The following is a 13,138-nucleotide window of genomic DNA, read 5'->3' as shown; positions in this document are numbered from 1 at the left end:
TGGCAGAGGTTACAGAAGCCGATCCCGCCCCCAATGTCTCGGCCCCTCCCAATAACCCTCACCCCACCCGCTTAGCCGCCAACGCATTCCCCACCCTGCTCACCGACTTGCGCCCCAGCTGCTGCGAGATGAACTGCCCCGCCTCGGCCACCGCATCCAGGTCGATCCCGGTCTCGATCCCGAGCCCGTTCATCATGTACAGCACATCCTCGGTCGCCACATTGCCGGTCGCACCCTTGGCATACGGACAGCCCCCCAGTCCCGCCACCGACGCGTGATAGATGCTGATGCCCGTCTGCAGACTGGCATAGATATTGGCCAGCGCCTGCCCATAAGTATCGTGGAAGTGACCCGACAAACCTTCGATATGGAATTCACGGATCGCCGTCTCCATCACCGGCCGCACCTTGCCCGGCGTGGCCACGCCGATGGTGTCGGCGATGTCGATCTCGTCACAGCCCAGCTCGCGGAAACGCCGCACCACGTCGGCCACCGCGTCCAGCGGCACCTCACCCTGGTACGGACATCCGAACGCGCAACTCACCGCCGCACGCAGGCGCTTGCGGTGGTCCTTGGCGGCCTTGGCCACTTCGGCAAAACGTTCGATGGATTCGGCAATGGAGCAATTGATGTTCTTCTGCGAGAACGCCTCCGAGGCCGCGCCGAAAATCACCACCTCATCCACCCCCGCCTCCAGCGCCGCCTCGAAGCCCTTCATGTTGGGCACCAGCGCGGAATACACCACGCCCGGCTTGCGCGTGATGCCATGCATCACCTCGCTGGAAGTGGCCATCTGCGGCACCCACTTGGGCGAGACGAAAGAAGCCGCCTCCACATTCGGAAACCCCGCCGCAGAAAGCCGGTTCACCAGCTCGATCTTGACCTCGGCGGAAATGGTTTCCTTCTCGTTCTGCAAACCGTCGCGCGGTCCGACTTCAACGATCTTCACTTTCTTGGGCAGGCTCATCATGCGGGTCTCCGTTGGGGTTGTTGTATTGCGTGGATGGCTGTAGAACAGCTCAGCTGGCCGCTGGCGCAGCATCGAGCCGCACATCGGCCACCGTGCCGCCGGTCATCTTCTCCAGCTGCGCGGCCGTGAGGTTGAAGACGGCATGCGGATGGCCGGCCGCCGCCCAGACACTGTCAAAGTTGAACAGGTCACGGTCGATCAGCATCACCGGCTTGACCACGTGGCCGATGGGACAGACGCCGCCAATGGCATAACCGGTCGCATCCCGCACGAACTTGGCATCGGCCTTGCCGAGCGGACCGGTCAGGGCGGTGACCTTGGCTTCGTCCACCCGGTTGGCACCGCTGGCAATGACCAGCACCGGCGCACCGTCAGAAACGCGCCGGAAGATGATGGACTTGGCAATCTCGGCCACGCTGCAGCCCACGGCCGCAGCGGCTTCGGCCGAGGTGCGGCCGGTCGAGGGCAGCATCGTGACCGGTTTGTCATGGCCCATCGCCGCCAGCAGGTCGGCAACACGTTGGGCGGAAGAGGGCAGGGCGGCAGCAGGTTCGTTCATGGCGTTCATGGCGTTTGACTAGGAGGCGCAAGGCCGGCAGCAGGACAAGCCGGAAATGATAACAGCACCCCCGCCCCCTCTGCCGCGCAGGCCCGCATTCAGCGATCCAGCAGGAACATGCCATCGCTGGCCGCCGCGCCCGCCTTCTGCAGTTGCGCTACGCACCAGTCGGCCAGGGCCGCATCGTCCATCTGCAGGAAGCGCGCATTGGTGATGCGCAACAAGGGGATCTCCCGCATCATCGTCGGCAATTCCGCCAGTGCAATGCGGCCGCGTTCGAGCAGCAGGAATTTCACCAGGACCTTGATGCCATTGTGCGCATTGCGCAGCGGATCGGCCTGCAGATAATCGAGCCGCGAGAAGGCCTTCTCCAGCGCATCATCCACCTCGGTGAAAGGCGCGCCATGGCCGGGAATCACGGTGCGCACATCGAGGCTGCGGATCAGCTCCAGCGTGGCGCGCGCCTCCTCGAAACCGGATTCGCCATCCAGCTCCGGGAAGATGATCCCGAATCCATTGCGCCACAAGGCATCCGCCGAGATCAGCACACCCTCCTGCGCGCAATACAGCAGCAGCGCATGCGGGTCATGTCCCGGCGCGGCCAGGGCGGTCCAGTCGAGATCACCCAGGCGCAGCACATCGCCGCTGCGGATCAGCTGGTCGTGCGCAAAGCGCGGGCAACGCTGGCCGGTGGCGCGGTAGCTCAGGGCGTCTTCGTCCCACTGGCGCACCTTGTCATCCTCGGCAGCCGGGATGGCAATGCGGCAGCCATAGGCGGCGTGCAGGGCGGCATTGCCGCCGCAGTGGTCCGAATGCAGATGGGTATTGAGCAGCACATCGAGCCGCTCACGTCCGCGCTGGTGCAGGACGTGGCGCACCAGCGTCTGCGTCTGTTCGGCATGGGCAACGTAGCCGCTGTCGATCATGGCGACTTCATCGCGGCCGAACAGCAGCACGTTGTTGGACGACAGCCAGCCCCGCTCCAGTACGTGCAGCGAGGGGGGCAGGCGCAGTGCGGACGTGTTCACGGCGCGCGGCTCACGCGGCCTTGAAGTCCAGCAGCTGCGCACCTTCGGCCACCTGGTCGCCAACCGCGTAGCGCATCGCTTCCACTGTGCCGGCCGAGGGGGCGGCGATGGTGTGTTCCATCTTCATGGCTTCCATGATGAGCAACGGCGTGCCCTGCGTGACGCTCGCGCCCTGGTCCACCAGCAGCGCGACGATCTTGCCGGGCATGGGCGCGGTCAGGCGTCCGCCCTCGGCCTCTGCATGGCCGGCGTGGGCCATCGGGTCGAGCAGGCGCAGGCTGTGCTGGCTGCGGCCATCGAAGAGGTGTAGCCCTTCGCCTTCCCAGGCCACATCGGCTTGCAGGGTACGGCCGTCCAGGGAGATGCGCACGCTGTCGGAGTTGGCCGCATGCAGGGCCAGCGTGTGCGTGTTGCCGCCGATCTGCAATTGCCATTGCCGGCCGTCGCCCGCGTAGTCGATCCGGACTTCGCTGTTGCCTGAGTCATCCTCGAAATTCAGGCTGCGCTGCAGGCGGGTATTGAGTCGCCAGCCGCTGGTCCGGGCCCAGGGGTCGCGGCTGTCCTGATTGCGCTGCTCCTGTTGCAGCAGGGCAGCGGTGGCCAGGGCCAGCGTGTCGGTCGTGGGCGCAACCGGGGCCGGGAAGAGCGTGTCGCGATGACGTTCGATCAGGCCGGTATCCAGATCGGCCGTCGCAAATGCCTGGCCTGCAATCAGCCGCTGCAGGAAGCCGATATTGGTCGCCAGTCCGACCACCTGGTACTGCGCCAGCGCGCGCGCCATGTTGCGCAGGGCCGCATCACGGTCCGCACCCCAGACGATGAGCTTGGCGATCATCGGATCATAGAAGGGCGAGATGGCATCGCCCTCGCGCACGCCGGCATCGATGCGCACGGCCGCCGGTTGCGTGGCACCGGGTGCGGCCAGCGTGAATTCCACCGCAGGAGCGCTGCGCATGCGGGTGAGCGTGCCGATGGCGGGGAGGAAGCCTTTCTCGGGATTCTCCGCATAGATGCGCGCCTCGATGGCATGGCCCTGGATGCGCAGCTGCTCCTGCTTCAGCGGCAGCGGTTCGCCCGAGGCCACGCGCAATTGCCACTCCACCAGGTCCAGTCCGGTAATCATTTCCGTGACGGGGTGCTCGACCTGCAGGCGCGTGTTCATCTCCATGAAGTAGAAACTGCCGTCCTGGTTGGCGATGAATTCCACCGTGCCGGCACCGACGTAGCCAACCGCACGGGCAGCCGCGACGGCCGCCTCACCCATGGCGGCACGGCGGCCGCAGCTCATGCCGGGGGCAGGGGCTTCTTCCAGCACTTTCTGGTGGCGGCGTTGCACCGAGCAGTCGCGCTCGAAGAGATAGACGCAATTGCCGTGGCTATCAGCAAACACCTGGATTTCGATATGGCGCGGACGGGTCAGGTATTTCTCCACCAGCACGCGGTCATCGCCAAAGCTGGAGATCGCCTCGCGCTTGCAGGAGGCCAGTGCCGCCTCGAAATCTTCACTGCGTTCGACCACGCGCATGCCCTTGCCGCCGCCACCGGCGCTGGCCTTGAGCAGCACCGGGTAGCCGATGCGGTCTGCTTCCGCGCGTAAAAAATCGCTCTCCTGGCGCTCGCCGTGATAGCCCGGCACCAGCGGCACGGCGGCCTTTTCCATCAAGGCCTTAGCGGCGGATTTGGAGCCCATGGCATCGATGGCCGAGGCTGGCGGGCCGATGAAGACCAGGCCGGCATCGGCACAGGCCTGGGCGAATCCGGCGTTCTCCGACAGGAAGCCGTAGCCGGGGTGAATCGCCTGCGCACCCGTGCCGAGTGCGGCGGCGATGATCTTGTCGGCGCAGAGATAGCTCTCCTTGGCCGGCGCCGGGCCCAGGTGCACGCTCTCGTCGCAGGCGGCCACGTGCTTGGCCTGCGCATCGGCGTCGGAATAGACGGCCACGGTGGCGATACCCAGGCGGCGGGCCGTGGCGGCCACGCGGCAGGCGATTTCGCCGCGATTGGCGATCAGGATCTTGGTGAACATGGTGTCTCCTCGGTGGCGCGCTTCAGATGCGGAAGACGCCGAATCGGGTCTCTTCGATGGGGGCGTTCAGGGCGGCCGACAGTCCCAGCGCCAATACCTGGCGGGTATCGGCAGGATCGATCACGCCGTCGTCCCACAGGCGCGCCGAGGCGTAATAGGGATGGCCCTGGGTTTCATATTGGGCGCGGATGGGCTCCTTGAAGGCGGCTTCCTCTTCGGCGCTCCAACTGCCGCCGCGCGTTTCGATGCCGTCGCGCTTGACGGTGGCCAGCACGCTGGCGGCCTGCTCGCCACCCATGACCGAGATGCGCGCATTGGGCCACATCCACAGGAAGCGCGGCGAAAAGGCGCGGCCGCACATGCCATAGTTGCCCGCACCGAAACTGCCGCCGATGATGACGGTGAGCTTGGGCACTTTGGCGGTGGAGACGGCCGTGACCATTTTTGCACCATGGCGTGCAATGCCCTCGTTCTCGGCCTTCTTGCCGACCATGAAGCCGGTGATGTTCTGCAGGAAGATCAGCGGGATCTTGCGCTGGCAGCACAGTTCGATGAAGTGCGTGCCCTTCTCGGCCGCTTCCGAAAACAGGATGCCGTTGTTGGCGATGATGCCCACCGGCATGCCGTGCAGGTGCGCGAAACCGCACACCAGCGTGGTGCCGTAGCGCGCCTTGAATTCATCGAACTCGCTGCCGTCGACGATGCGGGCGATGACCTCGCGCACATCGAAGGGCTTGCGCGTATCGGTCGGGATCACGCCATACAGTTCCTGCGCCGGATACTTGGGTTCCACGCTCTCGCGCACGGCCAGCTGCTGCGGCTTGCGGCGGTTGAGGTGGCTGACGATGTTGCGCGCGATGGCCAGGGCATGGGTGTCGTCCTGGGCCAGGTGATCGGCCACGCCCGAGAGGCGCGTATGGACGTCGCCGCCGCCCAGTTCTTCGGCCGTCACCACTTCACCGGTGGCCGCTTTGACCAGCGGTGGCCCGGCCAGGAAGATGGTGGCCTGCTCCTTGACGATGATGGATTCATCGCTCATGGCCGGCACATACGCGCCGCCTGCGGTGCAGGAGCCCATCACCACGGCAATCTGCGGAATGCCCTTGGCCGACAGGTTGGCCTGGTTGTAGAAGATGCGGCCGAAGTGGTCGCGGTCGGGGAAGACCTCATCCTGGTTGGGCAGATTGGCCCCGCCGCTGTCGACCAGATAGATGCAGGGCAGGTGATTGAATTCGGCGATCTCCTGCGCGCGCAGGTGCTTCTTGGCCGTCATCGGATAGTAGGTGCCGCCCTTGACGGTGGCATCGTTGCAGACGATCACGCACTCCTGCCCGGCCACGCGGCCGATGCCGGTGATGATGCCGGCCGAGGGGGCGGCATCTTTCAGGTTGCCTTCGCGGTCTTTCTCGCGGTACATGCCGTAGGCGGCCAGTTGCGAGAATTCCAGGAAGGGCGTGCCGGGGTCCAGCAGCATCTGCACCCGGTCGCGCGGCAGCAGCTTGCCGCGTGCCACGTGCTTCTCGCGCGCGGCCTGGCCGCCGCCTTCGGCAATGGCGGCCACCTTCTGGCGCAGGTCGTCGACGATGCGCTGCATGGCATCGCGGTTGTGCTGGAATTCCTCGCTGCGCGGGTTGAGCTTGCTTTCAATCTGCGGCATGGTTTGGTCTCTCTGTTCAGTTTCTTGTTGTGCTGTCGGCCGCACCGGTGCTGGCGCAGCGGGGCATGGTGCAGAAAACGTCAGTCCTCCGGGAAGCGCCCATCCACGTAATACCAGCGCGCCTGGCCGCTGTCGTCAGGCTGGCGCACGAAGTTGCTGATCTCGTGCAGGCGGTGCGCCTTGCCACCCACCTTGAAGCGCGCCACGAACTCGACGGTCGCTTCATCGCTGCCGCTGGCGTGCTGGTGTTTCTTGATGTCCAGGCCGATCCACTTGACGTCGGTTTCGCTGGTCAGTTCTTCTTCCGGCAAGGTGTCCGGGAACCAGGTCGCGCGCAGGTAGGCTTCGTCGCGCAGGGCGAAGGCGGTATAGCGCGAGCGCATCAGCAGCTCGGCCGTGGCCGGCACTTGGCCACCGGTGATGAAGCGGCCACAGCATTTCTCGAAGCTGGGCTGGCCGCAGGGGCAGGGGCCGGACTTGTCTTTCCTGGTGCTCATCAGATCTTTCCGTTCTTGAGGAAGGCTTCCAGCTGGGTGAAGCGGTCAAAGCCCCAGAATGGTTCGCCATCGACGATCATGAAGGGCGAGCCGAAGACGCCAGCCTTGCCGGCCGCTTCGGTGGCTGCGCGCAGCTGCTCCTTCAGTTCGGGCGTACCCAGCGCCGTTTCCAGTGCTGCGCGGTCGATGCCGTTGTCGGCGGCGATGCGCAGCACGTTTTCGGGCACGCTGATGTCGATGTCTTCGGTGAAGTAGGCGCTGTACAAGGTCTTGATCAGGTCCACTGCCTTGGCCGGCTGGGTCTGCTGCACCCACAGCGTGGCGCGTGCGGCGACTTGCGTGCCGATGGGGAACTGGCTCGGGGCCTTGTAAAAGATATTGTGGAAGCGGGCGGTGCGCTCCATGTCGTGACGCGAGTAGTCGCCCTTGACCGGAATGTTGGCCAGCGAATTGGTGCCCAGTGCCTTGAAGATGGGACCCAGCAGGATGGGATGCCAGTTGACGCTGCGGCTGTATTTCGCGGCCAGCTTGTCGATCTCGACGGCAGCGAAATAGCCGTAGGGCGAGCTGAAGTCGAAGTAGAAATCGATGGGGGTGCTCATGATGTCCGTTGTGTTTTAAGTTTGAAAAGAGGGGAGGGCGCTTACAGCGTATCGGCAAACAGTTCGCGGCCGATCAGCATGCGGCGGATCTCGCTGGTGCCAGCGCCGATCTCGTAGAGCTTGGCATCGCGCCACAGGCGGCCCACGGGATATTCGTTGATGTAGCCATTGCCGCCCAGCGACTGGATCGCTTCACCCGCCATCCAGGTGGCCTTCTCGGCCGAGTAGAGGATGGCACCGGCGGCATCCTTGCGCAGGGCGCGCACCTTGTCGGCGCTGTCGGCGCGGTCACAGGCCTGGCCGACCGCATAGACGTAGGCCTTGCAGGCCATCATGGTGGAATACATGTCGGCCAGCTTGCCCTGCATGAGCTGGAATTCGCCGATGGCCTGGCCGAACTGCTTGCGGTCATGCACATACGGCACCACCACATCCATGCAGGCCTGCATGATGCCCAGCGGGCCGCCGGAGAGCACGCTGCGCTCGAAGTCCAGGCCCGACATCAGCACGTTGACGCCACGGCCGACGCCGCCCAATACGTTTTCTTCCGGGACTTCGCAATCCTGGAACACCAGTTCACCGGTGTGGGAACCGCGCATGCCGAGCTTGTCCAGTTTCTGCGCAACGGAAAATCCTTTATATCCTTTCTCTACCAAGAAGGCAGTCATGCCGCGCGCCCCGGCGTCGAGATCGGTCTTGGCATAGACCACCAGCACGTCGGCATCGGGGCCATTGGTGATCCACATCTTGCTGCCGTTGAGCACGTAGCGGTCGCCCTTCTTGTCGGCGCGCAGTTTCATGCTCACCACATCCGAGCCGGCGTTGGGTTCGGACATGGCCAGCGCGCCGATGAAGTCGCCCGAGATCAGCTTGGGCAGGTACTTGCGCTTCTGCTCTTCGTTGCCGTTGCGCTTGATCTGGTTCACGCACAGATTGGAGTGCGCACCGTAGGACAGGCCCACCGATGCCGAGGCGCGCGAGATTTCTTCCATCGCGATGATGTGCGCCAGGTAGCCCAGTCCGGCCCCGCCGTATTCCTCGCCGACCGTGATGCCCAGCACGCCCAAGTCGCCCAGCTTCTTCCACAGGTCCATGGGGAACTGGTCGCTGCGGTCGATCTCGGCTGCGCGCGGGGCGATCTCCGTTTGGGCGAAGGCGGCGACGGCTTCGCGCAGGGCGGCGATGTCTTCGCCATGGTCGAAATTGAGGCCGGGCAGGTGGATCATGGGTGTCTCCTCGTTGGGTGTTTGGGGATTTCTTGTTGTGATGTGGAACGATTGCTGTTGCTTGACGTTTACGTCAATGAAGACGGTCTGCGCGTTGCGAAATGCCGTTTGCGTCAGGCCGCTACCGCCTTGCGTTTGCTCTTCGGTTTGGCATCGGCCAGCAGTTGCCGGCATTCCTCTTCGTGGGCGGCGATTTCGGAGAGGGTCAGTTCGAGGTCTTCGCGCTGCTGTTCCAGTTTTTCGCGATGCTGTTGCAGCAGGCCCAGGAAGCGCTGCAGCTGCGGCTGCGTATCCTTGGGCGATTCGTACATGTCGATCAGGTCCTTGATTTCGGCCAGTGTGAAGCCCAGGCGCTTGCCGCGCAGCGTGAGCTTCAGGCGCGTGCGTTCGCGCGCCGGATAGACGCGATGCCGACCGCCCACCCCCTCGCGCTTGGGATTGAGGATGCCGTGGTCTTCGTAGAACCGGATCGCGCGCGGCGTGATCGCGAATTCTTCCGCCAGTTCGGTGATGGTGTAGGTAGGCATGGACGGGATGGATTGGGTTGGTCTGGCACTTTACGTTAACGTAAAGTATATTGTGCCCTGTCGTCCAGCAAAAAATGCAGGGCTGGTGCGACGCTGCATGACTACCTCCCCCTTCTCGATGATCGCCAGGCTTACTGATGAATGCTCTTGAATCCCAGCTCGACTACGCCTTCGGCGACACCCTGCCCGACACCGGCCACACCATGGAGGTGGCGCCGGGCGTGCGCTGGCTGCGCATGGGGCTGCCCTTTGCCCTGAATCACATCAACCTGTGGCTGCTGGAAGACGAGGCCGACACCCCGCAAGGCCGCCAGCGCGGCTGGACCGTGGTCGATTGCGGCATCGCCACCGACGATACGCGCGCGGCCTGGGAGCGCATCTTCACTGAAGAACTCGATGGCTTGCCCATCCTGCGCGTGCTGGTCACGCATTGCCATCCCGATCACGTAGGGCTGGCCGACTGGCTGTGCCAGCGCTGGCAGGCACCGCTGTGGATGAGCACCGGGGATTACGCTTTTGCGCGCGTGATGTCGGCGGCCTTGCCGGGGGCCGAGGGCACGGCGGCCACGCCGCATTTCCAGCGGCATGGCCTGGCGGATCCCGAGACGGTGGCGACGCTGCAGGGGCGCAATACGTATTACCAGGACCTGGTGCCGGCGGTGCCGCACGCGTATCACCGCATGCAGGATGGCCACGCGGTGCGCATCGGCGGACGCGATTGGGAAATCATTACCGGATTCGGTCATTCGCCGGAGCACGTTTCCCTGTATTGCGCGGCGCTGAATGTGCTCATTTCGGGGGACATGGTCTTGCCGCGCATCTCCACCAATGTGTCGGTGTTTGCGATCGAGCCGGAGAGCAATCCGGTGCAGCAGTATCTGGATTCGCTGGCGAAATACGCGCACCTGCCGGGCGATGTGCTGGTGCTGCCTTCGCATGGCAAGCCCTTCCGTGGCTTGCATACCCGTATCCAGCAGTTGAACGACCATCACCGCGAGCGTCTGGCCGAAGTGCTGGCGGCCTGTGCCACACCGCAGACGGGGGTGGATATCCTGCCGGTGATGTTCAAGCGGCCGCTGGATACGCATCAGCTGTCCTTTGCGCTGGGGGAGGCGGTCGCGCACTTGCACAAGCTCTGGTATGACGGCGCGGTGAAACGCTTGCTGGGGGAGGATGGGGTGTATCGGTTTGTGGCGGTGTAAGCCTTCTTGCATCAATCGATGGTATTGATGCAAGTGACGCATCAATGAAAAACGCCGGCGGGGATGACCCGGCCGGCGTTATTTTTTATCGCGGATGTGGGCAGTGCGTCAGCCCGCCTTCTTCTTCATCTCGCGCTCTTCCTTCTGCAGCTTGGTCTTGATGCGGTTGCGCTTCAACGGCGACAGATATTCGACGAAGACCTTGCCCTTCAGGTGATCCATCTCATGCTGGATGCACACGGCCAAGAGCTCATCGGCATCAACTTCGAAGGCCTTGCCGTCGGCATCAAAAGCGCGCACCTTCACGCGGGCCGGACGTTCCACACCGTCGTAGATGCCGGGCACCGACAGGCAGCCTTCGTCATAGACGCGCTTCTCTTCGCTGGCCCAGAGGATCTCGGGGTTGATGAAGACCTGCAGGTTCTTGCCTTCATCGGAGACGTCAATGACCACCACCTGTTCATGCACATCCACCTGGCTGGCGGCCAGGCCTACGCCGGGGGCGGCATACATGGTCTCGGCCATGTCGGCCACCAGCTTCTTGATGCGCTCGTCGAAGACGGTCACGGGGACGGCAACCTTGTGCAGGCGCGGATCGGGATAACGGAGGATGTTCAGCAGGGCCATACGTGTGTTCTCGGTAAGCTTGGGGTTCGGTCTCGGGGGACCTGGTTCGGGCCGGATCTCGTCATTTTGCGAGCGTGCGGGAAATTCATTTCGGGATTTGTCATGTAAATGCGGCCGAAGCGCGACGCTTCAAGCACGGCCACCGCACAATGCCGGTCCTGGCAGGCCTGTGCGGCGTGGCGCGGCGGCCAGGAGATTCCCGTTTTTCGGAAAAGTGTATCACAGCCCGCCACAGGCCCGCCCGGAGAGCCGCGCCGCACGGCCTTGAGCGGGCAGCCGATGTACAACACTTCATATATCTTCATGCAAGAGCCTTTCCACGACACTATTGCCGATCCGGCCACAGAACTGACTGCCTGGCTGCGCTTGGCCATGACCGAGGGCATCGGGCCGGTGCTGGCGCGCCGGCTGCTGGCGGTGTTCGGTTTGCCGCAGGGTATCTGGCAGGCCGATCAGGAGGCCTTGCGGGCGGTGGTACCGGCCCCGGTGGCGGCTCGCCTGGCGTGCGCACCGACTGCACAGCAGCGCGAGCGCATCGCCACCACGCTGGCCTGGGCGCAGGTGCCGGGGCAATCCGTCATCACGCTGGCCGATGCAAGCTATCCGCCGGGCTTGCTGCAGATTGCCGATCCGCCCTTGCTGCTGTACGTGCGCGGCAATCCGGCGCTGCTGGCGGGCAATGCGCTGGCGGTGGTCGGCAGCCGCAATGCCACGGCCCAGGGCGTGCAGCATGCGGGCCGGTTTTCGGAGGAGCTCAGCCGTGCGGGCATCACCATCGTCTCCGGGTTGGCGCTGGGTATCGATGCGGCCGCGCATGCGGGGGGATTGGCCGGGCCGGGCTCGACGGTGGCCGTCATCGGTACCGGCATCGATCTGGATTATCCCCAGCGCAATCGCGCGCTGGCACAACGCATCGCCGAGGGCGGCTGCATCGTCAGCGAATATGCACTGGGCACGCCGCCGCTTTCAGCCAACTTTCCGCGCCGCAACCGCCTGATCTCGGGCTTGTCGCGCGCCGTGCTGGTGGTGGAGGCGGCGGCCCGGTCGGGCTCGCTCATCACCGCGCGCATGGCGGCCGAGCAGGGGCGGGATGTGTTTGCCATTCCGGGGTCGATCCACGCGCCGCTGTCCAAGGGTTGCCATCAACTGATCCGGCAAGGGGCCAAGCTGGTCGAGACCACGCAGGATATTCTCGATGAGCTGCCTGGCTGGTCCACGTTGCCGAAGCAGCAATCTGTCGTGCAGGCAACTTCATCGCGCGCCATGGATGAGCTCGATGCGGCAAGCCAACAGTTATTGCAGAGCCTGGGCCATGACCCGGTCGATGCCGATACCCTCGCGTTGCGCTGCGGCCTTGATGCAGCGGGCCTGGCAGGGAGTTTGCTAACCTTGGAACTGCAGGGTTGGGTGGAGCTGCTGCCGGGTGCACGTTATCGCCGCATCGTGTGAAGAAATTATCCCCGCAGCGCCGCAAATCCTGCCATACTGGACTTGGCTGACTTGTACATTCATAACCTTCGCGATAGAGTACGAACATGTTTGATGTCCTCGTTTACCTGTACGAAACCTACTATCGCCCTGATGCCTGCCCCGAACCCGAGGCGCTCGTCAAAAAGTTGTCCGCGATCGGTTTCGAAGAAGATGAAATCTCCCAGGCACTCGGATGGCTGACTGATCTTGAAGTCGCCAATCACGAATTCGCCGACAACTATCCCCGACAGACCGCCTTTTCCTTCGGTACGCGCATCTATGCGACCCAGGAAAGTGACATTCTGGGCGTGGAAGCCATCGGTTTCATCCAGTTCCTCGAATCGGCCAAGATGCTGGACCCGATCCAGCGCGAAATCGTCATCGAGCGCGCCCTGGCCGCCGGTGAAGCGCCGATCACCCTGGAAAAACTCAAGGTCATCGTATTGATGGTGCTGTGGAGCCAGGGCAAGGAACCGGACGGCCTGATGTTCGAGGAGCTGTTCCTCGACGAAGACGATACCGAACCGCGCCTGCTGCACTGAACGCACCGGCCTGGCACGAGCGACAGGGCTGGGAGGGAGCCTTGCTGACAACGTGCTGACGCCGCATCCCCGTGCTGTTGCTTCATTTCAAGCCATTTCGGCATGAATGAACATAAAAGCCGGCGAAAGCGCATGAATCAATGAAACGGCAAGCCCTTGTGCTTGCCGTTTCATTTGCATCACGCTTATCATTCCCCCGCATTGG

At 63.9% G+C, this 13,138-nt stretch carries 13 protein-coding genes; 3 read left to right on the top strand and 10 right to left on the bottom strand.

Annotated features, from left to right (window positions below; translation table 11 throughout):
• Nucleotides 1-58: 58 nt before the first annotated feature.
• The 9 genes from J2X56_RS18255 to J2X56_RS18215 all read right to left on the bottom strand — a co-directional run bounded on the left by J2X56_RS18255 (nucleotide 59) and on the right by J2X56_RS18215 (nucleotide 9,092).
• Complete coding sequence (locus J2X56_RS18255; protein ID WP_088755573.1) at nucleotides 59-967, bottom strand: hydroxymethylglutaryl-CoA lyase; 909 nt, start codon at nucleotides 965-967, stop codon at nucleotides 59-61.
• A gap of 52 nt (nucleotides 968-1,019) precedes the next feature.
• Entirely contained in the window at nucleotides 1,020-1,529 is a 510-nt protein-coding gene (locus J2X56_RS18250; RefSeq protein WP_310161486.1) for a YbaK/EbsC family protein, read from the bottom strand.
• 98 nt (nucleotides 1,530-1,627) lie between these two features.
• Nucleotides 1,628-2,557 (bottom strand): MBL fold metallo-hydrolase, encoded by a 930-nt coding sequence (locus J2X56_RS18245; protein ID WP_310161484.1) that lies wholly within the window; start codon nucleotides 2,555-2,557, stop codon nucleotides 1,628-1,630.
• A 10-nt stretch (nucleotides 2,558-2,567) separates the two neighbouring features.
• On the bottom strand, nucleotides 2,568-4,583 hold the full coding sequence (locus J2X56_RS18240; protein WP_310161481.1) for an acetyl/propionyl/methylcrotonyl-CoA carboxylase subunit alpha: 2,016 nt from the start codon (nucleotides 4,581-4,583) through the stop codon (nucleotides 2,568-2,570).
• A gap of 22 nt (nucleotides 4,584-4,605) precedes the next feature.
• Entirely contained in the window at nucleotides 4,606-6,240 is a 1,635-nt protein-coding gene (locus J2X56_RS18235; RefSeq protein WP_310161478.1) for a carboxyl transferase domain-containing protein, read from the bottom strand.
• An 80-nt stretch (nucleotides 6,241-6,320) separates the two neighbouring features.
• A complete protein-coding gene (locus J2X56_RS18230; protein ID WP_121041271.1) occupies nucleotides 6,321-6,737 on the bottom strand; it encodes a YchJ family protein in 417 nt (138 codons plus the stop codon).
• The gene (locus tag J2X56_RS18225) at nucleotides 6,737-7,339 is read right to left on the bottom strand and encodes a 2-hydroxychromene-2-carboxylate isomerase (RefSeq protein ID WP_121041270.1); all 603 of its coding nucleotides are present in this window, start codon (nucleotides 7,337-7,339) and stop codon (nucleotides 6,737-6,739) included. Before J2X56_RS18225 ends, J2X56_RS18230 begins: the two co-directional genes overlap by 1 nt.
• 41 nt (nucleotides 7,340-7,380) lie before the next feature.
• A complete protein-coding gene (locus tag J2X56_RS18220; protein WP_039790199.1) occupies nucleotides 7,381-8,565 on the bottom strand; it encodes an isovaleryl-CoA dehydrogenase in 1,185 nt (394 codons plus the stop codon).
• A 113-nt stretch (nucleotides 8,566-8,678) separates the two neighbouring features.
• Entirely contained in the window at nucleotides 8,679-9,092 is a 414-nt protein-coding gene (locus J2X56_RS18215) for a MerR family DNA-binding transcriptional regulator (protein ID WP_008333608.1), read from the bottom strand.
• 137 nt (nucleotides 9,093-9,229) lie between these two features.
• On the opposite strand from J2X56_RS18215, the gene J2X56_RS18210 reads away from it, so the two are divergent.
• Nucleotides 9,230-10,294, top strand: a complete 1,065-nt coding sequence (locus J2X56_RS18210) for an MBL fold metallo-hydrolase (protein WP_134134209.1) — start codon at nucleotides 9,230-9,232, stop codon at nucleotides 10,292-10,294.
• Nucleotides 10,295-10,402: 108 nt separating this feature from the next.
• On the opposite strand, the gene def is transcribed toward J2X56_RS18210, so the two are convergent.
• Nucleotides 10,403-10,921, bottom strand: a complete 519-nt coding sequence (gene def / locus J2X56_RS18205) for a peptide deformylase (protein ID WP_039790192.1) — start codon at nucleotides 10,919-10,921, stop codon at nucleotides 10,403-10,405.
• 303 nt (nucleotides 10,922-11,224) lie between these two features.
• Between def and dprA the strand changes: the two genes are divergently transcribed.
• Together dprA and J2X56_RS18195 are read left to right on the top strand one after the other, a co-directional pair.
• The gene (dprA, locus tag J2X56_RS18200; protein ID WP_310161467.1) at nucleotides 11,225-12,370 is read left to right on the top strand and encodes a DNA-processing protein DprA; all 1,146 of its coding nucleotides are present in this window, start codon (nucleotides 11,225-11,227) and stop codon (nucleotides 12,368-12,370) included.
• Nucleotides 12,371-12,456: 86 nt separating this feature from the next.
• Nucleotides 12,457-12,933, top strand: a complete 477-nt coding sequence (locus J2X56_RS18195) for a DUF494 family protein (RefSeq protein ID WP_034339991.1) — start codon at nucleotides 12,457-12,459, stop codon at nucleotides 12,931-12,933.
• The last annotated feature ends 205 nt before the right edge of the window (nucleotides 12,934-13,138 follow it).

Origin of the sequence: Herbaspirillum sp. 1173 (assembly GCF_031455335.1) — a bacterium.
Lineage (GTDB): Bacteria > Pseudomonadota > Gammaproteobacteria > Burkholderiales > Burkholderiaceae_D > Herbaspirillum > Herbaspirillum huttiense.
Note: the sequence above shows the minus strand (reverse complement) of the source record. Positions and strands in the feature narration are given on the sequence as shown.

What these genes read in the sequence shown, in the direction of transcription:
- J2X56_RS18255 (WP_088755573.1), bottom strand. Translation starts at nt 967, where the DNA reads ATGAGCCTGCCCAAGAAAGTGAAGATCGTTGAAGTCGGACCGCGCGAC.
- J2X56_RS18250 (WP_310161486.1), bottom strand. Translation starts at nt 1,529, where the DNA reads ATGAACGAACCTGCTGCCGCCCTGCCCTCTTCCGCCCAACGTGTTGCC.
- J2X56_RS18240 (WP_310161481.1), bottom strand. Translation starts at nt 4,583, where the DNA reads ATGTTCACCAAGATCCTGATCGCCAATCGCGGCGAAATCGCCTGCCGC.
- J2X56_RS18235 (WP_310161478.1), bottom strand. Translation starts at nt 6,240, where the DNA reads ATGCCGCAGATTGAAAGCAAGCTCAACCCGCGCAGCGAGGAATTCCAG.
- J2X56_RS18230 (WP_121041271.1), bottom strand. Translation starts at nt 6,737, where the DNA reads ATGAGCACCAGGAAAGACAAGTCCGGCCCCTGCCCCTGCGGCCAGCCC.
- J2X56_RS18225 (WP_121041270.1), bottom strand. Translation starts at nt 7,339, where the DNA reads ATGAGCACCCCCATCGATTTCTACTTCGACTTCAGCTCGCCCTACGGC.
- J2X56_RS18220 (WP_039790199.1), bottom strand. Translation starts at nt 8,565, where the DNA reads ATGATCCACCTGCCCGGCCTCAATTTCGACCATGGCGAAGACATCGCC.
- J2X56_RS18215 (WP_008333608.1), bottom strand. Translation starts at nt 9,092, where the DNA reads ATGCCTACCTACACCATCACCGAACTGGCGGAAGAATTCGCGATCACG.
- J2X56_RS18210 (WP_134134209.1), top strand. Translation starts at nt 9,230, where the DNA reads ATGAATGCTCTTGAATCCCAGCTCGACTACGCCTTCGGCGACACCCTG.
- def (WP_039790192.1), bottom strand. Translation starts at nt 10,921, where the DNA reads ATGGCCCTGCTGAACATCCTCCGTTATCCCGATCCGCGCCTGCACAAG.
- dprA (WP_310161467.1), top strand. Translation starts at nt 11,225, where the DNA reads ATGCAAGAGCCTTTCCACGACACTATTGCCGATCCGGCCACAGAACTG.
- J2X56_RS18195 (WP_034339991.1), top strand. Translation starts at nt 12,457, where the DNA reads ATGTTTGATGTCCTCGTTTACCTGTACGAAACCTACTATCGCCCTGAT.